This window comes from Lacibacter cauensis (assembly GCF_007830055.1).
GTDB lineage: Bacteria > Bacteroidota > Bacteroidia > Chitinophagales > Chitinophagaceae > Lacibacter > Lacibacter cauensis.
This window is the reverse complement of record NZ_VLLE01000003.1, coordinates 758,712-779,302: the sequence shown is the minus strand read 5'-3', so window position 1 is coordinate 779,302 and position 20,591 is coordinate 758,712. Positions and strand designations below refer to the sequence as shown.

The following is a 20,591-nucleotide window of genomic DNA, read 5'->3' as shown; positions in this document are numbered from 1 at the left end:
TCACATGAACCTCTATTCTGTTAACACCGGTTATTTTAAGTTGGATGGTGGCGCCATGTTTGGCGTAGTACCCAAAGTAATGTGGAACAAGTTAAACCCTGCCGATGAAAATAATTTGTGCAGCTGGGCCATGCGTTGTTTGTTAATTGAAGACGGAGATCGTTTGATCTTAATTGATAATGGTATCGGCGATAAGCAGGATGCAAAATTTCTTGGCCATTATCATTTGCATGGCGATGATACACTGGATAAATCACTGGCGAAGCACGGTTTCAGTAAAGATGATATTACGGATGTTGTACTTACACACCTGCACTTCGATCATTGCGGAGGCTCCATTAAACGTGAGGGAGACAAGTTGGTTCCTGCATTTAAGAATGCAACTTTCTGGAGTAATGAGCAGCATTGGGCATGGGCCACCAAACCCAACGATCGGGAAAAAGCATCGTTCTTAAAAGAAAATATTTTGCCGATTGAAGAAAGCGGTCAGCTGAAATTTATTGTACCAGGTGAAAGCCAGTTTCATCAACTATCATCTTCTGCTTTTACCGAAACTATTTCCATGCGATTTGTAAACGGACATACAGAAAGTATGATGCTGCCGCAAATCAACTACAACGGCAAAACCATTGTGTACATGGCCGATTTGTTACCTGCAGTTGCACATATTCCTATTCCGTATGTAATGGCGTATGATATGTTTCCGCTGACTACGTTGAACGAAAAAAAATCGTTTCTTACTGAAGCTGTAGAGAACGATTATATTTTATTCTTTGAACACGATCCGCACATTGAATGCTGCAACCTGCAGCAAACGGAGAAGGGAATAAGAATGAAAGAGAGTTTCAGATTGGATGAAGTGTAGTCGTTTCCTGCGTTACTCTCGACTGCGCTCGATTGACTGCATACCCTTCGACTTCGCTCAGGGTCCCAAGCACACTATTTCGTTTCGATCAATCCGCTTAAACGGTGACGGGTGTTTTTATAGCCCATCATATCAACCTTTACACTTCCCACCGAAATAGGACTTTCAATACGCACCGGAATACGGTTGGCATCATCGCTTACCCAAACCGTCATTTTTTCACCACCTTTAAAAATGGTTCCTTCAATCAGCAATGGCTTAAACTTTATGGCGTTAAACTTTCCGTACTTGGTCTTAATTTTTTCTTTGCCGAGATAGCGAACATATAAACCATAGGTCTTATCATCAATAAACATATTAAACGGAATACGATCACCGGGTTTGTATTTATTGAAATCGATGTTGCGTGAATAATAAATAGCGCTGAGTACATCCTGCACACATTCGGGTGTTTTAAATGTTCCGCCCTGCGATGTAGCCGTGTTGGCCTGCTGGTTAAACGTTACTGTTTCAAACTTTTTAAAATCGCCTTCCAGGATATTACGAACGAATTTGTAGGGTTGCAATGTAGCTGTATCAATATAACTTTCGTACTTATCCCGCACTTTAAAAAAGCCATCAAAGAAAGAAGTTGTTTTGCCATCGCCAACTACGTGATAAACTGGTTTGCCATTATAACGTTCGTTGTACACGTTAAAATTTGCTTCTCCACCATACACATAAATACCGGCTAACGTATAGTACACATGATAGTTGATGGACTCTCCACCATGCCACGCCGTATTACGGATATTGCCACAGAACTCGTCGGCGGTAACGGTTGGTTGTGTTGTAAACGACAGCAATAAAAAAGTTAACAAAACTACAATGCTCTTCATGCCACAGGTTTTAATTCTTTTCGATTCTTCTTTGCATACGCCGAAACCAATCGGCAGATTTTGTATATAGACAATCCTTTTGTACAGATGGTTTCATCGCTCCTTAAATATTTTTATCGATAACAGCAACAGGCTTCCAAGCAGCGCCGGCAGCACCAGATTTAATAACCACACCAATACACTGCCAGCAAGAATAGCCAGCGTATTAGAACTGAAAACGCCGATAACTGCTATTGCTACTTTACCCCTGATACCCACATCGGCAATTGCAAAACTCGGAACAATCGCCATAACCAGAAAAATTAATGCAATACTCCAAAAACCCTCCCACCAGGGCAAATTTACCTGTAATGCCTGCCATATAAGAACATATTGCAAGGCAAAAACAACAAAACGCAAAAATGAGTAAAATAATATACTGGTATACGCTGCCTTATTTAAATAGTCGAGCACCGTAGCAAAAGCTAACTTTTCCTTTAACCACGGTACCCATTGCAGCATTTTTGCCAGCAACTGCATGCGGAAGAAAAAGAGTGCAGTAAGACCAATAAAAAACAAGACCGACCATAAAAATACCTGCAGCAAAATACCCGACAAATGATTCCCGTCAAGCTGCACCAATTGTATTTGCTTACGCAGCAGTAACAATGCCACCAGACCACAAACCAGAGTAATGAGCAACTGCCCCACACTGCTTACCAATGTAAGTGCAACACCCTTTAAACGATTGTGCGGTTGCAGGTACACAATACGTCCTCCATATTCGCCAATACGATTGGGGGTATTCATTGCAAGTGATAACCCGCTTAATACCGATTCGTATGCTTTGTTGAACGAAAGCGGCTGCAGTTTATTTACCAGTACATACCATTTGTAAGCCTCGAGGCCCCAGTTAACAGGCATCAGCAAAATACCCAACCATAATTTCCAGCTTTGAGGACCGTAAAACGCCTGCTTTACCTGCAGCCATGCATTGGGAAGATCGGGTTGTTGCTTTACCTGGTTATACAGCGAAACACTAATCCACACAAAAAGTACGGGACCAAGAAAGTAATTGATGAAGATTTTGAAGTTCCTGTTCAGTTTCTGTTTATTTTGGTCAAAAATAATCTGCTCCTTGCAAAGTTTTTCGAAAATCATTCTTGGTATTGACCCCGGTACAGTGGTAATGGGTTACGGGCTTATTGGTGTACAGCAGCAAAAATTACATTTAATTGAAATGGATGTGCTGAAATTGGCAAAGCACAAAGACATTTACCTGCGGTTACAATTAATACACGAAAGAGTAAAAGAGATCATTGAGCAACATCACCCCACCGACTTTGCTATTGAAGCGCCCTTTTTTGGAAAAAACGTACAGAGTATGTTGAAACTGGGAAGAGCACAAGGCGTTGCCATTGCTACGGCCATGAGTGCAGGTTTATCGGTTACAGAATATTCGCCAAAGAAAGTAAAGCAATCGGTAACCGGTAATGGTAATGCCGATAAAGAACAGGTTTGGCAAATGCTGCAACAACATTTACACTTCAAAGCCAAGCCGAAATATTTTGATGCAACGGATGCTTTGTCTGTTGCTCTTTGTCATCACTTTCAAACAAGCAAACCTTTATTGAAAGGATTTGGCAAAGTAAAAAACTGGGAAGACTTCGTAAAGCAAAACCCATCACGTATACAAAAGCCAACCAAATAGCCGCATACAAAAGAGGCTGAACAAATTGTTCAGCCTCTTTTGTATTTATTTCTTACTTCCTGCATCAGCCTTAATCCGTCCGTCGCATCTTTTTTATGTTCAATAAAAACACCGCTGCGGGTATAAAGCCAATAAAATAAACAGGATTAAAATGACCAAACAGCAAATCAACAACAATCTTTAACGCCACAACAACAGCAAAGCTGATAGGTCCCCATTTTTCCATACTCCACACACCGCTTAAACCTACAAACGAAAAAACCATCATTAAGGCATTAATAGCGGGATATAATGTATCCACACCACTTTTACTTAGTGCCGTATTACCAGTATACGAAAAAGCAATTTCCCATAAGCCCCATGCAAACAACAGTACACAAAGTATGGTTATCAGTTGCGGGCGTGGATTGCGTTTGCCTCCCTTCTTTTTATAGCCGTATTGATCGTACTTTACTTCGCTCATGCTGACTGTTTATTTAGTTGATCGAGTATTTTTTGTTGTGCAGCTTTCATCTGTTCTGTGCTCAATTTCAATTTAGGTCGGGTAAAGTTTAAATCGTCTGCACTGTTAATAGGTACCAGGTGTACATGTGCGTGTGGCACTTCCAGGCCTACTACTGAGATGCCTACTCTGTCGCATGGAAAAACAGCTTCCATTGCTTTGGCAATAGGTTTGGCAAACACAAGTAATGCAGCTAATTCTTCATCGCTTACATCAAACAATTTATCGGTTTCTTTTTTAGGTACAACTAATGTATGCCCTTCCACCAAAGGAAAAATGTCAAGGAATGCATAAAACCGATCGTCTTCTGCAATTTTATACGAAGGAATTTCGCCTGCAATGATTTTTGAAAATATGCTACTCATAATCGTTTACAATTTACCGCCTTCTACCTTAAATCCTTTGCCCTCTTCCTTACACCGTAATATCTTCAATTCTGAACTTCACCATACCGGCTGGTACCTGTACTTCTGCTACATCGCCAACTTCTTTACCCAGCAATCCTTTACCGATGGGTGATGAAACAGAAATTTTCCCTGCCTTCAGATCGGCTTCTTTTTCGCTTACAATCTGGTAAGTGATTTTTTTATTGGTTGCAATATTGGTAATGGTCACTTTGGTTAAGATAGCCACACGACTGGTATCGATGGTACTTTCATCTACAATACGGGCATTGGCAATAACGCCTTCCAATTGACTGATTTTTGCTTCGAGCAAACCTTGTGCTTCTTTTGCTGCATCATATTCTGCATTCTCTTTCAAATCGCCTTTTTCACGTGCTTCGGCAATCGCTCTCGATGCTGCAGGGCGCTCTACTCCACGCATGTGTTGTAATTCGGCTTGCAGTTTTTCCAATGTTTCTTTCGTAACATATTGTACGCTCATAAGTCCTCCTTGCTTTACGGTTATACAAAAAAATAACAACGCCTCAATTGGGTTTGAAGCGTTGCATGTTTATTTGAACGACAAAAATAGCCCTTTTTTTGAAACAGAAAACAGTTGTTTGTTAAGATTATGTCCTGCTTTTTATTCACCAATTATCAATCTTTCATTGCCTACTTTTGAAAAAAAGAAAATGAAAGCTATCGGCCTTTTGCTTTTGCAGTTGTTCCTTTTCCTTGGCACACAGGCACAAGATGTTAACTACAACCCCAACGCAAAAAAAGATACCAGCAAGAAAAGTATTAAATGCGCTGCTGTAGGTAAAATAGGCGGTGCCAATATCCGCATCAACTATTATTCGCCGGGTGTACGTGGCCGCATCATTTGGGGTGGCGTAGTGCCCATGGATGAAGTTTGGGTTACCGGTGCACATGCAGCCACCAATATCGAAATAGATAAACCGCTTGTGATTGGGGGCAAAAATTTTGCTGCCGGAACGTATGCCATTTTTACCATTCCATCAAATGGCGAATGGACGTTTATCCTCAACAAAAATTATCAGCAGCATTTAACCGATGAGTACGATGCAAAAGATGATCTTGTGCGGCTGAAGATTAAACCGGTTGTTACAGAACAGGTAACAGAACGCCTGCAATATTTTATTGAAGCAGATAAACTTGTTATTGCCTGGGAAAAAATCCGTCTCGAAGTCCCTGTAAAAATCACACGCTGATTATTGCAATCCTAATTTATCGGCCAGCACTTTGCTCATTTTATAAAAAGCTTCGTGTGTGTAACCAGCGATATGTGGAGTTAACACCACATTGGGTTGTGTTGCCAGCCAGTCGAGTTGCTGTACTTCTTCTTCGGTATAAGTATGCAGCTTTTCATTTTCCTGCACATCCAATCCTGCCCCTGCAATGAACCCGTTTTTCAACGCATCAATAACAGCGGCAGTATCGTGTACACGGCCACGGGATGTATTTAAAAAGAAAGGTTTGTTTTTAGCGGCAGCAAAAAAATCTGCATTGGCATAATGATGTGTTTCGGCAGTTAAAGGCAAATGCAGACTGATGACATCGCTGTAACGCAACACCTGCTCCAGCGAAGCTTCTTTTACCATTTCGCCGCCAAACTCGTATTGGTATTTATCATGTGCAAGAATGTTTACATCAAACCCACGGAGCTTTTTTGCAAATGCTCTTCCTGTATGGCCAAAACCAATAATACCTACTGTACGGCCATTGAGTTCAATACCACGATTTTCATCTCGCAGCCAAATGTGTTGTTTTATTTCTTCAAAACTGCTGTTAATGTTGTTCATTAAATTCAGCAGCATGGCCAGTGCATGCTCACCAACTGCATCGCAATTCCCTTCGGGACTGCTGTACACTTTAATGCCTTTGCTTTCTGCAAAAGGCAAATCAATCAATTCCAGTCCACTGCCTAAACGACCAATCCACAACAGCTTTGTTGCCTGTGTAAGCAACGCTGCATCAATACGCACCCGAGTTGAAACAACCAAACCTGCGGCATCAACTATTTGCTCCGTTAATTCTTCGTAAGTAATAGCCGGTGCATAGTGCACTTCGTAACCGCCTTCTTCCAGTTTCTGTTGCAGATAGGGATGGCATTTAGCTGTAATAATAACTTTCACCGATTGATAAATTGATGTTGATTGATCTTATTTCATCCGGAACGTTAACGCCGCAAAATCTTCTACCGATAATTGCTCCGCACGTTTATTGAAAATTTCATCTTGCAAAAAGTCTGCATCAAACATACCACGAACTCCGTTGCGTAACATTTTTCTCCGTTGATTGAATGCTGTTTTAACAAGCAGTTTAAACTTTTCCTCGCTTGCCATTACAGGGGTAGTTTTTGAAGGTTTCAGTTTAATCACACCGCTTTTTACTTTCGGCGGCGGATTAAATGCATTTTCATCCACATCAAACAAATACTCCACGTCATAATACGCCTGCACCAGCACACTCAATATACCATACGCTTTATTGCCGGGTTTGGATGCGACCCGTTGCGCTACTTCTTTCTGAAACATTCCCACCACACAATCTACCTGTTCTTTCCAGTCGAGGATTTTAAATAATATCTGTGAAGAAATGTTGTATGGGAAATTACCCACTACCATAAAGTGGTCTTCGAACGGCACATCGGCATCGAGAAAACTTTTATGAATGAGCTTGCCAGCTATTGCCGGAAATGTATGTTGCAGGTAGGCAATCTTTTCATCATCCAATTCCACTGCTTTAAACTCAAACGAAGTTTCTTTGAGGAAGTATTTGGTAATGGCACCGGCACCCGGACCCACTTCAACCAAACGCTGTGGATGTTCTTCTAAAACAGCATCAACAATGCGCTGGCAAATGTTTTCATCTTTTAAAAAATGCTGACCGAGCGATTTCTTTAATGTATACTGCACAGCACAAAAGTAGCAGAAAAAAAATGCCCCCCGTAAAGGAGGGCTTTTTTGATTTATTGATGGGTAACAATTAACCGTTTTCTGAAAACCTCGTTTCCGAGTTGTAGCTGAACAATGTATTGCCCGTTGCTCCAGTTGGCAGTATTGCTTATTTGCCATTCGTTGGTGCCCGGCTTTATTTGTTCCATTGCTCGGTATACCAAAGCTCCGCTGCTGTTGGTAATGGTTATTTCAGCATTTGCCATGCGGTCGGCAGTAAAGCTGATTCTGAACTGTTCGTGTACAGGATTTGGTGCAACCGTAAGCGTATAACTATTGTTGCGTCGTAAGTACAAACGAACAGCATTGGTATAATAAATTTTCCCTCCCGATGATGCTACATATTTCACACGATAGAAAACCTGCGATGGATCATAGTCATCCAGATTATCCAGTTCAAGATAAGCACCGCCCGATCGTGGTGCAATACGGTTGCCAACGGTGTAATATTCTCTTCCGTTATCACTTCGCTGCAATTCGTAATATGCCACACCTTCTTCACTGGAAGTATTCCAGCTAACCCAGGCAGTTTTATTTTGCAAACGGGCATTGAGGTTAAATGGTTTGTTGCTTAATACTTCGCAGAAATTCTGCATCGTAAGCTGGATGGTATCTGTTGCATAGGTACTGCCACAACTATCCATTAATACCTGCGATACCACATAGGTTCCCGGCTGATCAACATTGATGCGGTCGCCTATATTTGAACCAACAATATTACCATTGATGGTACTCCATGTATAAAGCGAGGTGGATAAAGCATTTGTTACCCAGATATCTGCCGCACCACCTGGACAGAGTGAGGGAAAATCAGTTGCCACATCTGCTGCAGGAGCTCGAAAAAAGCTAAACGGTCCTACAAAATCTTTCAAAGCAGAAGTAAATGATGTAGATGATCTTGATTTTACCAATATTCTTCTGAAAGGTAAACCACATGCATCGCCGGTACGAACCAAGGGATCCAACCCCAGCTTACTCAGGTTAACAGAAAACTCCATAAACTGCTTCGAGGAATAGTTATCAACAACGGATTGATTGCCAAGCACCAATTTAAACGGCCCGGCCCATGTGTTATTTGAACTCGTCATGCCTGTATAAAATGCGCCGGCTGTTTTCGGACTAATCCCAGCGTAACCATAAACAGCACCTGCATCAGCTCCATCGAACGAACCAGTCCAGTTAAATGCTGTTGGCGTTATCAGTAAAGAACTTTTATGTATCCATATTCTTGCTTCGAGTGCTGTAAGACTGGAGCTTTGATATTCTGCTGTTAAAATAATATCGCCGGGAGTAAGGATATTTCCTGCAGCATCGAACTTCCACGTGGTATGACCAGCGTCTGGCCCGTAACCTTTGAAGTTCAAATTAGGTTTATCGTAATAAATATCTGTTTGATACATTTCGTAGTCGAAATACCGGTCGCCGGTAGTATTTTCAATTGAAACACCACCAAACAACCAAAGCGAATCGTTTGTTTCAGAGCCGTCACCATCTCTTCGAACATGCATGAACATATCAAGAATTTCGTTTTTATCGGGTACACTCTGTGCTACCGGTGTTGTCCAGGTATTCGGGTTCATCCCGTTTTTATTACTGCCTGATGCAAACATGGTTGAATCATCGCCATGATGGTCCCTGATGAAAATAGCATCAATCAGCAACATACCGTTCAAAACGCTGAACTGCGGAAAACGCATATTTCGAAATAACGGAAGGTTGCGTGTAGAAGGTGTGGAAGCGTAACGGGAAACGATGTAAGCAGCGCCGGTAGTATCGATAATGAAATCGCCTACTCCTGGTCCAACCACGTTGGTAGAGCTAAACCAATCATCATTACCAACCTGCGCAAAGCCATTAAAAAAGTTGCTTCGCAAGTCTGCATCAATACCAAACCTCGCTTTGATTTGCGGTGTAGTGATTTGTGCAGTTAGGTTTTCATGCCCGATAAAAATCAACAGAAACAAACTGAGTAGAAGTTGTTTCATAGACTTGGATTAAAATTGAAAGATAAGCTGTACAGCTATAAGGCTGTACAGCTTTGTGTTGTTAACCTTTGCGACTAACGATGCGAATCATTTCTGTAGCAGAGGTTACCGATGTGCCATCGGAATTTTTTACTTTAATGCGATAATACAAATAGCCAGGATAGGCTGTTGCATCACGGTATTTCTGTGTTGGTGAACCATCACATCCCACCTCATCAATTTCATAGAAATTAATGCCGTCGAATGAGCGTTCAATAATGAAGCATGCAACATCCGCCGGGCTTGTAATTGACCAATTGAGAGAAACGTCATCTTTTTGACGGTGAATACGGAAATAGCCAATTTCCTGCTGTGCTGCTGCAGGCTTAACTGTTACATATTTAGTTGACGAAACGCCGTTTGAGGCTTCTGTAGAAAGTGCTGCTGACAACATTAGTGCTGTGCCGATAATTATTGCTTTCATGGGGATTAAGATTTGACTGCAAAATACAGCCCTGCTGAGTCAAGTCATAATTTTCCGCCATGAATTTCCACTTAAAGGACCACCTTTTTTCCCTATGAAATTGCCGTATTTTCCGCACTAAGCATAAGTAGTTCTCTATACGGTTAAAAAGGGTGTAATGGTTTTCAAGCCGTTATATAACAGCAATAAAGGAACAAACAGTACATTTGCCCGTAATCTTTAAACCATGAATCAAGCTGAACAGAAACCGGTTATTGGCTTTACCGCCGGCGATTTAAACGGAATTGGCCTTGAAGTAACCATTAAGGCTTTAAGCGACAGCCGCATTACGGAACTCTGCATTCCGGTAATTTTTGCCTCCAACAAGAGCGTCAATTTTTATAAAAAACTCGCTACCGAAGCCAACTTCAGCTACCAGGCCATTAAAGATTTCGAACGCCTCAGCCAAAAAACGGTGAATGTGTTCAGCAGCTGGGAAGATGAAGTAAATATTCAGCCCGGTCAGTTAACCGCCGAAGCCGGTGCCTATGCCGTTAAATCGTTGAATGATGCTGTACAGGCGTTGAAAGACGGCCATCTTGATGCGTTGGTTACCGCTCCGATTCATAAAAAAAATGTGCAGAGCGAAAGCTTTCCATACACAGGTCATACACCGTATTTAAAAGCTGCATTTGAAGCAAATGATGTGGTGATGTTTATGGTGGCTGAAAATATTAAAGTGGCATTGGTTACAGAGCATATTCCCGTAGCAGAAGTAGCCGCACATATTACCAAACAGGGTATTGTAAGTAAGCTGAAGATTATGAACCAATCACTGAAAAAAGATTTCGGCATTACAAAACCAAAAATTGCGGTGCTGGGTTTAAACCCGCATGCAGGTGACGATGGATTGATTGGTAAAGAAGAAGCAGAAATTATTCAACCCGCCATCAAAGAAGCAAAGCAACAGGATGTATTTTGCTTTGGCCCTTACAGTTCCGATGCATTTTTTGCAAGAGGACAATACGAAAAGTTTGATGCCGTGTTAGCGATGTACCATGACCAGGGATTGATTCCGTTTAAATCACTCGCCATTGGCGAGGGTGTAAACTACACTGCAGGTTTAAGCGGCATCCGTACAAGTCCCGACCATGGAACAGCGTTTGATATTGCCGGGAAAGGCAAAGCCGATGAATCGAGCACAAGAGCTGCTTTGTTTGCTGCGATTGATATTTACCGCAGCCGTAAGGGCTATGCCGATGCACGCAAAAACCCGATGCGTAAAATGAGTGCAGCCATGTTGGCAAGAGCAGTAGATGAAAAATTAACTGAAGACGAATAGACCTGAGAAAATACAAAGAACAGTAAACATGGCACAAGGTAAAAACACTTGCGAGCTACAAACTGTTCTCAGCTATTTCAACATGGCATCTGAAACACCCTTGTTGATGACATAAGAACTGTAGGTTATTTCCACTTTTCCTTTTTTATTCTTGGGCAGTTCGGGCTTTTTGCTGCCATCGTCGTACTCCAGAGTAATTCCCTTTGGCAGTTTATAATCTTTGGTGTTGAACGAAAACAACACTTTATCGGGCAAGCCCCACTCTGCATATTTACCAAACTGCATTTCCATATCAAAAGTGCCGTTTTCTTTGGTAGTTGTGCTTGCTTTACGAATGAGCAGATTTGCTTCATCAACATACATCGTGGTTAATACCACATCACTCTTTTCGCTAAGCGGAAGTAACTTAATGATACGGACAGCTGTTGTTCCCAATGTTGTTTTACCGGCATCGATAGCGGTATAATCTTCCGTTAACAACAACGAACTTACGTTTACACTCACACCACCTTTTGGCAATAACGATACGCCGCCATCCCGTTTAATGGCAAAACGGTTAGGCTTTTTATAATACGATTTTATATTAGCAATGGGTGCTTTAATAAACACCACATCTGTTTTCATTTTGCCCGTTGCCACATAATCGTTCACCTTATCCATCTTGGCTTTCACTTTTTTCAACAGTTCGTCTGCCGTAAGTTCTTTACGGAATGAGGTAAGAAGTAAGAAGAAGGATGTAAGAACCAGCATAACCGATACGATCTTCAACTGGTTTCTTTTTTTATGCAATAGTGTCATAACAAATCGTACTTAAAAATTAACTCAACACATCTTTACGGTTGAAAATATAAATTGCTGACCCAGTAAAGACGATGATGTGCAGCAAAAGGATGCCCGCACTGCGCAACACAGCCGGCAAATTGCGGATGGTACCCGGTATAGCATAACCGTCGGCATCAACTTTCATTTCAAAAAAACCTTTCCAGCCAATCATGTGCGAGGTAAAGAAAAAATCTTTTACGTTTTGAAAAAGCGGGATATCCAGTGTGGTTAAGATTGTGAACACGATAATCACACTCATGGTTGCCACAATGGGTCCCAACGAATTTTCTGCAAAAATGGAAAAGAAAAAACCAAGTGATGATACGGTGATGAGCGCCAGTGCAGCAAAGCCAAATGCACACAGGTAACGCCAGAAAATATCATTACCATTGAGGATGATGATTTCATAACTCTTGGCATTCATCAAGCCGTCGGTACCAAAAATAGCCATCGATAAAAATAAACCGAGTATAGCAATCCAGATCAGCAGAATGATGGCATAAATAGCTGATGCTAAAAACTTACTCATCAACAATTTTGTTCGGCTTACCGGTTTACTGATGAGCAAACGCAAAGTGCCCATGTTGGCTTCGCCTGCAATCATATCTGCACTTACCAATGCCACCAGCAATGGCACATGAATCAACAATGTTTGCAGAATAACAAAGCAAACAAAATAACCGTTGAGCGGATTACCGATTACATCAAAACTGTCCTTTACATCACGCAGCACAAAATCCATGTACTTCGGTCCATCAACATAAATCGCCAGCTGAATCAACGACACAATAGCCCATACCGCAATAAACGCAATGTAAGTGCGTGGACGTTTAAATACTTTAAACAACTCAATTTTTAAAAGGCTCCACATGTTGATTGGCTGTTGTAATCTTTAAAAAATAATCTTCCAGTGTATGGCGTGCGTGAATACCCAAAATGCTGATGTTGTTTTCAACAAGCATCTTCGTTAATACCGGCACCTCTTCTTTCCGCAATTTCAACTCTATACCGGCTGCATCAATACCTATTAACTGTGTTGCATAGCTACTGTTACGGATCAGCTGTTCGCAGGCTTTTTGATTGGCTGTTTCAATCAGCACAACTGTATCATCAGGATGAAACAATTCGCTCACCGTACCTTCCACCAGCTTCTTTCCTTTATCAATAATAAGCATGCGGTTGGCAATCTGTTCCACTTCGCTCAACAGATGCGAGGAAACTAATACCGTCTTCTTCATCTTCTCCCGCAGCATCAAAATTAAATTACGCATATCGGCAATCCCCTGCGGATCGAGACCATTCGTTGGTTCATCCAGTACAATCAATTCCGGATTATGCACCAATGCAACAGCAATACCTAAACGCTGTTTCATGCCCTGCGAAAACGTACGCACTTTACTGTTGGCTCTTTGTGCCAAACCAACGAGTTCGAGTTGATCCATGTACTGTTGTTTGGTAAGCTTAACACCACTCATGGCTGCAAACAACTGCAGCGTTTCGTAAGCTGATAAGTATTTGTACAAATCGGGGCGTTCAATAACTGCACCGGTGTTGCGGAGTATTTCTTTGCGGTGATGTTGGAGATCGTAACCAAACACTTCAATGGTGCCGCTGGTAGGTTGTATTAAAGTTAACAGCATACGGATGCTGGTGGATTTTCCTGCACCGTTCTGCCCGAGGAAACCATACACATCACCTTTTTGCACGGTAAACGACAAATCGTTGACGGCTGTTAATTCGCTGAACTTTTTTGTAAGATGGCTAACCTTAATAACTGCTTCCATAATTACTGTGCTGTAACAACAAGCAAGTAAAGATAAGGTTTGGCAAAAAGGAAAACTTATTTGGGAAGATATGTTTGCAAGGCTTTCACATAAGCTTCGAAAGCTGTTACACCCTGCGGAGTAATTTTGCAGATCGTTTGCGGATAGTTGTCTTTAAACTGTTTTACTACATCCACATAACCGGCCTCCTTCAGCTTGCTTATCTGCACACTGAGGTTGCCTGCAGTGGAGCCTGTTTTTTCTTTAATGAACGTAAACTCTGCCTCCTTTACGCCAATAAGCAAACTCATAACGGCCAGCCGCAGCTGCGAATGTAATATGGGATCAAGATCTTTAAACATGCTGTGTGTTCTTCCCCTTCAGATAGTTTTTACGTAACACAATGCCGGGTATTAACCAGGCCAGAGCAGCCGAAACAGCCATCAGCAGAAAGTCGAACTTGGTAATGGTAAAAGCGCTTACGAGGGCACTTACCCAACAAACGATACCGCCGATTGTCATTAAACGGAACTTACGTGCAGCACCGGTAATAATGGTTGGGTAGCCGTACACGAACAGTAAGTACGAAGAGCCATAGCTCCAGAAGTTGGGAATATTTTCTTTGCCTGTTATTTCCCGGTAATCGTTCAGCAACGGATTGAACGCATCGGCTGCAACATTATTCAAAAAATTAACGATAAACACACCAACACCAAAACAAAGCCACACGTAATTCATAATATCATCATCCCAGCCTTTTGCTCTGCGTTCCTTACGCTCCTGCACAGAAATAAAAATCTGCGGAATGATGGCAACCAGTGCCAGTATCCACACATCAAATGGTAAGTGCCATTGAAAGTGAATGATGAGGAATTGCACAATACTGCAGAAGCTGATGACTGCCCCCCATAAAATGGGACCAATACCTGTATCAACAAAATTGTTTTTTGCACGGCTGATCATTTGTTGAATCAGCTGCAGACTTTCCTGCTCGGTGAGTTGTTTATCTTCCATAAAAAATTAAAACTGCGTTTTAAAACGTAACCGAAGTAAATAACCGGGTACAATCCATGTGGTAATAACCGCCAATCCCAACAATAAAAATGAAAATTGGTACGGGATAAAAACAGAAACCAAGGCCAGCACCCAACAACTGATAGCTCCGATGCGTAATGGTACGAATTTTAAAATTACACCCGATAAAAATGTAGGCATACCATACAGCATTAAGATGAGCGGATTGAATAACTCCGGATGTCCGCTTCTGCCAATGATAATACCAACAAGAAAACCCATCACCACAAATACCACCCACACAAAATTGGTAATCTCATCAGTGTACGTACGTACCGTTTCGCTTTTCTTTTTACGTGCCAGGTAAATCATCTGGTAAATAACCGTAGGAATGGTAAGCATCCAGATGTACATGAGGTTTTTAAAACTCTGAAAAAAATAAACGGATACAAAGCTTGTAATGCTGCAAACCAAAACAACCCAGCCCCACAGTAAATACAAATGACCGTTTTCGTTAAAACGGTTCTGTGCTTTGCTGATCATTGATTCGATCAATTGCAAACTGTCTTTTGCTGAAAAATCCTGTTGCTCCATGTACGATTATTTAAACGCCAAAAATAAGATAGTCCCGAAGTGCTTACTCCGGGACTAATACACATTATTTACACGCTGCAAGCGCCTGTTCGTTCTGCTGCCTGCCCCAATTGGGATGCAGTGCTGTTGCCGGCTTAAATGTTTCGAAACGCTTTACCGCTTCTTCAAAAATGGGTTTAGCATTAGCACAGCCACCACCAAATTGCTCCGGTGTACGACTGAGCCCCTGAGCTTCCCACATGTAAGGACGGGGATTGTTGGGATCAAGTTTTTTGGACAATGCAATATTTTCTGCACTGATGGTACCGTATTGCATGTAACGGCTCATCGGATCAACCATCATTTTTACAGTTGCAATCATTGCTTTTACCAACGCTATTTCCGAATTGTTTTTTTCAATGGCTTCAGCTTTTGCAAGAAAAGCGGTTGCTTTATCGCCCAGCACATCATTTTGTTTGGGATCGTTTACCATAAATGCATGCCATACCTGTGCTACCGCTGCATAGTAATACGGCAACCATTGCGTTTTTTCTGCATTGCCAATACGTTCAAATGCATTGACCACATCCAGCATAGCATCGGCTGTTTTTGCTTCGGCCATAGCCTGCAGATTTTTGGCCATGGCTCCGGTGTAGCGTTCGCTTTGTGCAAAAGAAGTAACACATATGTTTACAAAGAAGAGTGCAAGAAGTACTTGTTTCATTGTTGTTATTTTTTAAGATGATAAGTAGTTATTGTTTGTTTTTCAGTTTTTCATATTCACGTTCTACGCTGTTACTTTTCGGGTAAACATATGCACCCATGAAATGCGATACGATACCGATACCCCAGCCCAATGTTGGCCAAACCGGCCAGGGAACACCACCGCCATAATAAGGCGATCCGTTAATGGCCCACAAAATCCATAAGAATGAATTGACCAGCAGATACGTGATGAGATGCTGTTTGAACGATGCACGCTTTTGTGCAATTTCCCACAGTTGTTTGTCTTTTTCATCGTTTGCATCGGGGATGCGTTGAAAGTTGCTCATGGTTGATAAAGTTGAATGGTAAATGATGATTTATAAATTGTTGTTAATGGCATCTTCGCTTCTGTCTACACCAAAGCTGATGAATGCGCCAATGAAAATAAACATGCGTGAGGGCGGTACCAGTTCGGTTTTACGCATACCGTTACCGGAATAGTTATAACCGTACACCTGTTTTAAATTAAACACATTGCTTACACTCAACACATACACCGCAAATGTTTTGCTGTTGGTTTTACCAATAGATGGCAGATAGTTCAACGCAAAACTTACGTTGTGATAATCGGGTATACGGCCCTGATCGGCAAAGAATGTTTTATTGGTATTTGCATCGTACTGGATATTGTAATAAGGTCTTCCACTTGCATAGTTGTACGACAGGTTGAAATTGGTCTTCAACTTTGTTACAAACTTTTTCATTACCAATGATGCGGTGTGCTTTGCTGCAAAATTGGGCGTAATGGCTGTGGGGAAATTTAAGAAATCACGTTTGGTATCGAGGAAGGAATACGAAATCCAGTAATCAAGATTCTTTACATTTTTCTTATCTCTCCAGAACAATTCGAAACCACTTGCTTCGCCGAAACCATTGTTGCTGCTGCCGATTTCACGACCATTAATATTTTGTGTTTTGATAAGGTTATCATATTGCTTGTAAAATGCTTCTACACGAAACGTAGTGGCGCTGGTTGTTTTTTGGTACTGCGCAATATAATGCGTGGCCTTCATAAACGTTAACGGGTTTACAGCAGGTTGGTAACGCAACTCAGGGTTCTGATAGAAGATGCCATACGCCAATGAAGCCTGGCTTTCTTTGCCCAACTTGTACGCCAGCGATGCACGTGGTGCAAGATTCGTTTTGTTTAAGTAAGCAGAATGCTCAGCTCTTGCTCCAAGCTTTGCTGCCAATTTGTTGGTGAGGTACACATCCTGTTCTGCAAACAAGGAATAAATATTTTCAATCAACCTGCTTTTAAACAGCATTCCATTATAAGCTGTGAAATTATTTTTATCGTCGCTGTGGTTATACTCTGTACCAACACGCAGTGTGTTCAATCCTTTAAATCTCTTCTCCAATACCAGTCTTGCATTGGCATAAAAACCTTTGTTGTTTACATCAAATTGTTTGTATTCAAGACCGTTCAGCAATACATCATTTTTAGCTGCATCCTGCATACCAAAAGCAATATCATCTTTGTTGGTAGAAACAGATACACCGGCGTTTAACTTCCATTTGTTCTTTAAATTTTCTTTCCAGCTGAGATTATGATACATGTTGCCGTTGGTTAATGCAAAACGATCTTTATAACCCAACGAATCCAAACTGTTTTGACGGAAACCCAAACTGTTAGTGAGATAGAAGCCATAATACTTCAACATACCATTTTTCGATGTTTTAATACGGAAGTTGGCATCAATGTTATGAGCAGTAGGCGCTTTGCTGTACTCCTGCTGCTGCTTGATTACTGCAAAAGCTGCGGTAAGGTTTGTGTAGCCATAGTTGATACCCCACGATGCAGATTTTTGTTTATTGAGTTGTTGAAACCCTGCACCAACACCAATTACAGATACATTTAAACTGGCCGAAGATTGTTCGGGCAAATCAATTGACTCCAGTATTAATGCAGACGATAATGCCTGTCCGTACAATGCACTGTAACCACCTGTACTAAACACAGTGCCTTTGAAAATGAACGGCGAAAAACGGCCACGTTGTGCAATACCCGGCACACTGCTGAAAAAGAAATTGTTCACTAATGTACCATCAATAAACGTTTTTGTTTCGGCCGCTGTACCACCACGCACAAACAACCCTTCACTCTCGCCTACCTGCTGTGCGCCGGGCAGTGTTTTTAATGCACCGGTAACGTCGCCATTGGCGCTGGCAGTTGTTACAATATCAATAGAGGTAAGCACAGCTGCAGCCCGCTTGCGATCGCTTGCTTCAAACGAACCGGCAGTAATTACCACCGCACTCATTTCGGTTACTTCTTCTTTTAGTTGTACAGGAAGTTCCAGATCGCCTCCTTTTAATTCAACCGGAATTTCAACGGTTTTGAACCCAATGGCTGTTATCACAAGCAGCTGGTTGCCTTTGTCGAAAGCTTTGAACTTAAAACGTCCCAGCGAGTCGGCGGTGGCACCATCGTACGAATCTTTAATGGTGACCGATGCGCCCGGCACCGGTTTCTTTTTATTGTCTACAACTATACCGCTGATGTTGGTTTGGCTCCAACCCTGCAGGGTGATGATAAGGCTGATGAATAAGGTTAAGGTTTTCATTTCCGATAAATAAGACTCAAAAATAAACTGGTTTATTTTATAAACCAAATTTACGGGAAAGAATTTTTAAGGTTTTTTACTGAACTGACTGGGGTGATTTATTTCTGTCCTATTTTTTCCCGCAGCAAAACACGAGCATTGTGGGTATCATCGTCGTTGGCAAACGCATCCTTGGGGATGAGGAAAAACGACCGATCATCGATATAGAGGTGAAAAAAATTAGGCGTTTCAATAAAGTATTTGAACGAATTATAGTTCCAGTTCTTACTTCCGTTGGGGTTTTCGATGTGCATGTAACTATCCAGAAACGTAAGGTTAAACGCATCTTTAAACGTCTTTGCCCTGTTGTACACCGTTAACGGCAGAATAAACCAGAACGAGATCATTAACGCAAACCACAAAAACGAGCTGAGCAAAAAAGCTACGGGTGTAATTTTTTTCCAGAAGAACATGGCTGCTGCAAACAAGGCAAACACATTTACAAAGATGATGAGTAAGCGGATTTCCTTCTTTGAAATAAAATGATAACGCAATGCCTGTATTACTTTGCTGCGGTTATATGTAAAAGAAATGTTCATGTGGTTCTGTTTTGTAAGCCTGCAAATTTACCGGTTATACTTCAGATCGTTTTCGGTAATGCTCCATTCGCCCAGGTTCTCCCCTTTAACACCAAAAAACGCTACCGTGAGTTTGCGTTTACCTCTTTCGCCGGTAAAACTAAGCTTACCATAATTCTGCTTTTCATCAATACCAAGTACCCGGTAAGGATTGTTTTTCTCCGGTCCGTTGAACGTATGTGTTCCGGCGGTTAGGGGTGATATGGTAACATCGTACAACGGATAGGCACCTGTTCTGTTTACTTTTATTACTTCGCTGTGATGACGATCGCCACTCATAAACAGTACACCGTTTATTTTATTGTCGTTTAAAAAGTTCATCACATCGTAATACTCTGCAGGGCAGTTCAATAATTTATCGAAGGGTGAAGCAGGGTTCAAGACCTGGCTTCCGTTTGCAATAATCTTAAATGTTGCTTTGCTGTAGAGCAAAGCATTCTTCAGCCAGGCAATCTGTTGTTTACCCCACATTTCCTTGTCAGGGTTTGGTTGACCATTTACCGAATCCTGCATGTTATCTGCACTTCTCCACCAACGGTCGTCCATCATAAAAATATCTACATCACCATAACTGATCATGGAGTAAATGCCTTGTTCATGCATACCATAGCTGGGGTTCAACCAGTAATTCATAAATACCTGGCGGGAAACATTTTTCAGGATATAGTTCACACCAATATCGTTGGGACCATAATCATGATCATCCCACATCGCATAATGCGAAGTTGATTTCCAGAAATTCTGCATAACAGGTGCTGCACGATTGTCACTTGCACGATTCCACAAGCCCCATGCATCGTAGTAATCTACTTCACGGGTGTACCAGTTATCTCCCATCCAAAACATAAACGCTGCTTTTTCTTTGGCCATCGTTTCAAAAATAGAAGAGTCGCCACCATAGGGTTTACCCGGCCTGTCAACAGGCGGTTCGTTGATGTAAGCGCAGGAACCGGCAAGGAACGAAAAATCGGGAGCAGGTTTACGCCACTGCCACAGTTCTTTGGTGGTAAACGATCCATCTGCCTTTGTGGGCTTGCTGTTATTCGTATTGTTGATGAGGAAACGATATTCGTAGGTTGTGTTTAATTCGAGATCCACCACATCAAACTGCAAGGGAGCGAACCACTGATCGGCATTTGTTTTTTTGCTGATGCGTTTAGCAGCTGAGAGTTGTCCTTTTTTCCAATACCAAAGCTCTGCCGTACTGCCGGGTTTTACTTCAATCCACAATTTTGCTGTACGCAGTTCAACCGGACCAAGCATGGGACCGCTGACTAATTGCGCCTGTACAGTAAAAGAAATAAAAATCAGTACAGGCAGGTATACCAAACGAAGTACGCTTCTCATAATTTCGTGTATAAAGTGAACGACTGTTGAAACGCTGCAATGTAACAAATGTTTGGTT

Annotated in this window: 24 protein-coding genes; 4 read left to right on the top strand and 20 right to left on the bottom strand. The window is 41.7% G+C overall.

Annotated features, from left to right (window positions below; genetic code table 11):
- The first annotated feature begins 4 nt into the window (after positions 1–4).
- Positions 5–865: an MBL fold metallo-hydrolase gene (locus IQ13_RS08615; RefSeq protein WP_144885941.1), complete on the top strand. Its 861-nt coding sequence runs from the start codon at positions 5–7 to the stop codon at positions 863–865.
- A gap of 74 nt (positions 866–939) precedes the next feature.
- On the opposite strand, the gene IQ13_RS08610 is transcribed toward IQ13_RS08615, so the two are convergent.
- A complete protein-coding gene (locus IQ13_RS08610) occupies positions 940–1,743 on the bottom strand; it encodes a DUF3108 domain-containing protein (RefSeq protein WP_144885940.1) in 804 nt (267 codons plus the stop codon).
- Positions 1,744–1,836: 93 nt separating this feature from the next.
- Complete coding sequence (locus tag IQ13_RS08605) at positions 1,837–2,883, bottom strand: lysylphosphatidylglycerol synthase domain-containing protein (protein ID WP_144885939.1); 1,047 nt, start codon at positions 2,881–2,883, stop codon at positions 1,837–1,839.
- Here IQ13_RS08605 and ruvC point away from each other — a divergent pair.
- A complete protein-coding gene (gene ruvC / locus IQ13_RS08600) occupies positions 2,861–3,433 on the top strand; it encodes a crossover junction endodeoxyribonuclease RuvC (protein WP_242009508.1) in 573 nt (190 codons plus the stop codon). The genes IQ13_RS08605 and ruvC overlap by 23 nt on opposite strands.
- Positions 3,434–3,503: 70 nt before the next feature.
- On the opposite strand, the gene IQ13_RS08595 is transcribed toward ruvC, so the two are convergent.
- From IQ13_RS08595 to greA, 3 genes are read right to left on the bottom strand one after another with little or no spacing between them, the layout of a single operon-like run.
- A complete protein-coding gene (locus tag IQ13_RS08595; RefSeq protein WP_144885937.1) occupies positions 3,504–3,896 on the bottom strand; it encodes a hypothetical protein in 393 nt (130 codons plus the stop codon).
- Positions 3,893–4,300, bottom strand: coding sequence for an HIT family protein (locus tag IQ13_RS08590; RefSeq protein ID WP_144885936.1), 408 nt, complete (start codon positions 4,298–4,300; stop codon positions 3,893–3,895). Before IQ13_RS08590 ends, IQ13_RS08595 begins: the two co-directional genes overlap by 4 nt.
- A 49-nt stretch (positions 4,301–4,349) precedes the next feature.
- The gene (gene greA, locus IQ13_RS08585) at positions 4,350–4,820 is read right to left on the bottom strand and encodes a transcription elongation factor GreA (protein WP_144885935.1); all 471 of its coding nucleotides are present in this window, start codon (positions 4,818–4,820) and stop codon (positions 4,350–4,352) included.
- A 190-nt stretch (positions 4,821–5,010) separates the two neighbouring features.
- Between greA and IQ13_RS08580 the strand changes: the two genes are divergently transcribed.
- Positions 5,011–5,550 (top strand): DUF2911 domain-containing protein, encoded by a 540-nt coding sequence (locus tag IQ13_RS08580; RefSeq protein ID WP_158637354.1) that lies wholly within the window; start codon positions 5,011–5,013, stop codon positions 5,548–5,550.
- On the opposite strand, the gene IQ13_RS08575 is transcribed toward IQ13_RS08580, so the two are convergent.
- The 4 genes from IQ13_RS08575 to IQ13_RS08560 all read right to left on the bottom strand — a co-directional run bounded on the left by IQ13_RS08575 (position 5,551) and on the right by IQ13_RS08560 (position 9,744).
- Complete coding sequence (locus IQ13_RS08575) at positions 5,551–6,474, bottom strand: NAD(P)-dependent oxidoreductase (RefSeq protein WP_242009507.1); 924 nt, start codon at positions 6,472–6,474, stop codon at positions 5,551–5,553.
- 27 nt (positions 6,475–6,501) lie between these two features.
- Positions 6,502–7,257, bottom strand: coding sequence for a 16S rRNA (adenine(1518)-N(6)/adenine(1519)-N(6))-dimethyltransferase RsmA (gene rsmA, locus IQ13_RS08570; RefSeq protein WP_242009506.1), 756 nt, complete (start codon positions 7,255–7,257; stop codon positions 6,502–6,504).
- A gap of 53 nt (positions 7,258–7,310) precedes the next feature.
- Positions 7,311–9,281, bottom strand: coding sequence for a T9SS type A sorting domain-containing protein (locus tag IQ13_RS08565; protein ID WP_144885931.1), 1,971 nt, complete (start codon positions 9,279–9,281; stop codon positions 7,311–7,313).
- Between the two features lie 61 nt (positions 9,282–9,342).
- A complete protein-coding gene (locus IQ13_RS08560) occupies positions 9,343–9,744 on the bottom strand; it encodes a hypothetical protein (protein WP_144885930.1) in 402 nt (133 codons plus the stop codon).
- 226 nt (positions 9,745–9,970) lie between these two features.
- On the opposite strand from IQ13_RS08560, the gene pdxA reads away from it, so the two are divergent.
- Positions 9,971–11,065, top strand: coding sequence for a 4-hydroxythreonine-4-phosphate dehydrogenase PdxA (gene pdxA, locus IQ13_RS08555; RefSeq protein WP_144885929.1), 1,095 nt, complete (start codon positions 9,971–9,973; stop codon positions 11,063–11,065).
- A gap of 72 nt (positions 11,066–11,137) precedes the next feature.
- On the opposite strand, the gene IQ13_RS08550 is transcribed toward pdxA, so the two are convergent.
- The 11 genes from IQ13_RS08550 to IQ13_RS08500 all read right to left on the bottom strand — a co-directional run bounded on the left by IQ13_RS08550 (position 11,138) and on the right by IQ13_RS08500 (position 20,533).
- The gene (locus IQ13_RS08550; RefSeq protein WP_242009505.1) at positions 11,138–11,863 is read right to left on the bottom strand and encodes a hypothetical protein; all 726 of its coding nucleotides are present in this window, start codon (positions 11,861–11,863) and stop codon (positions 11,138–11,140) included.
- Positions 11,864–11,882: 19 nt separating this feature from the next.
- The gene (locus tag IQ13_RS08545; protein WP_144885928.1) at positions 11,883–12,758 is read right to left on the bottom strand and encodes an ABC transporter permease; all 876 of its coding nucleotides are present in this window, start codon (positions 12,756–12,758) and stop codon (positions 11,883–11,885) included.
- Positions 12,736–13,671, bottom strand: a complete 936-nt coding sequence (locus IQ13_RS08540; protein ID WP_144885927.1) for an ABC transporter ATP-binding protein — start codon at positions 13,669–13,671, stop codon at positions 12,736–12,738. Before IQ13_RS08540 ends, IQ13_RS08545 begins: the two co-directional genes overlap by 23 nt.
- A gap of 56 nt (positions 13,672–13,727) precedes the next feature.
- A complete protein-coding gene (locus tag IQ13_RS08535) occupies positions 13,728–14,012 on the bottom strand; it encodes a winged helix-turn-helix domain-containing protein (protein WP_144885926.1) in 285 nt (94 codons plus the stop codon).
- Positions 14,005–14,664, bottom strand: a complete 660-nt coding sequence (locus IQ13_RS08530) for a hypothetical protein (RefSeq protein WP_144885925.1) — start codon at positions 14,662–14,664, stop codon at positions 14,005–14,007. Before IQ13_RS08530 ends, IQ13_RS08535 begins: the two co-directional genes overlap by 8 nt.
- 6 nt (positions 14,665–14,670) lie before the next feature.
- Positions 14,671–15,258 carry a hypothetical protein gene (locus tag IQ13_RS08525; protein WP_144885924.1) on the bottom strand — a complete coding sequence of 196 codons (588 nt, stop codon included), beginning with the start codon at positions 15,256–15,258 and terminating at the stop codon, positions 14,671–14,673.
- A 64-nt stretch (positions 15,259–15,322) separates the two neighbouring features.
- Positions 15,323–15,961 (bottom strand): hypothetical protein, encoded by a 639-nt coding sequence (locus tag IQ13_RS08520; RefSeq protein WP_144885923.1) that lies wholly within the window; start codon positions 15,959–15,961, stop codon positions 15,323–15,325.
- Positions 15,962–15,989: 28 nt separating this feature from the next.
- Entirely contained in the window at positions 15,990–16,289 is a 300-nt protein-coding gene (locus IQ13_RS08515) for a 2TM domain-containing protein (RefSeq protein ID WP_144885922.1), read from the bottom strand.
- Positions 16,290–16,319: 30 nt separating this feature from the next.
- Complete coding sequence (locus IQ13_RS08510) at positions 16,320–18,569, bottom strand: TonB-dependent receptor (RefSeq protein WP_144885921.1); 2,250 nt, start codon at positions 18,567–18,569, stop codon at positions 16,320–16,322.
- A gap of 98 nt (positions 18,570–18,667) precedes the next feature.
- Positions 18,668–19,147 carry a YcxB family protein gene (locus IQ13_RS08505; protein WP_144885920.1) on the bottom strand — a complete coding sequence of 160 codons (480 nt, stop codon included), beginning with the start codon at positions 19,145–19,147 and terminating at the stop codon, positions 18,668–18,670.
- A 27-nt stretch (positions 19,148–19,174) separates the two neighbouring features.
- A complete protein-coding gene (locus tag IQ13_RS08500) occupies positions 19,175–20,533 on the bottom strand; it encodes an alkaline phosphatase D family protein (protein ID WP_144885919.1) in 1,359 nt (452 codons plus the stop codon).
- Positions 20,534–20,591: the final 58 nt, after the last annotated feature.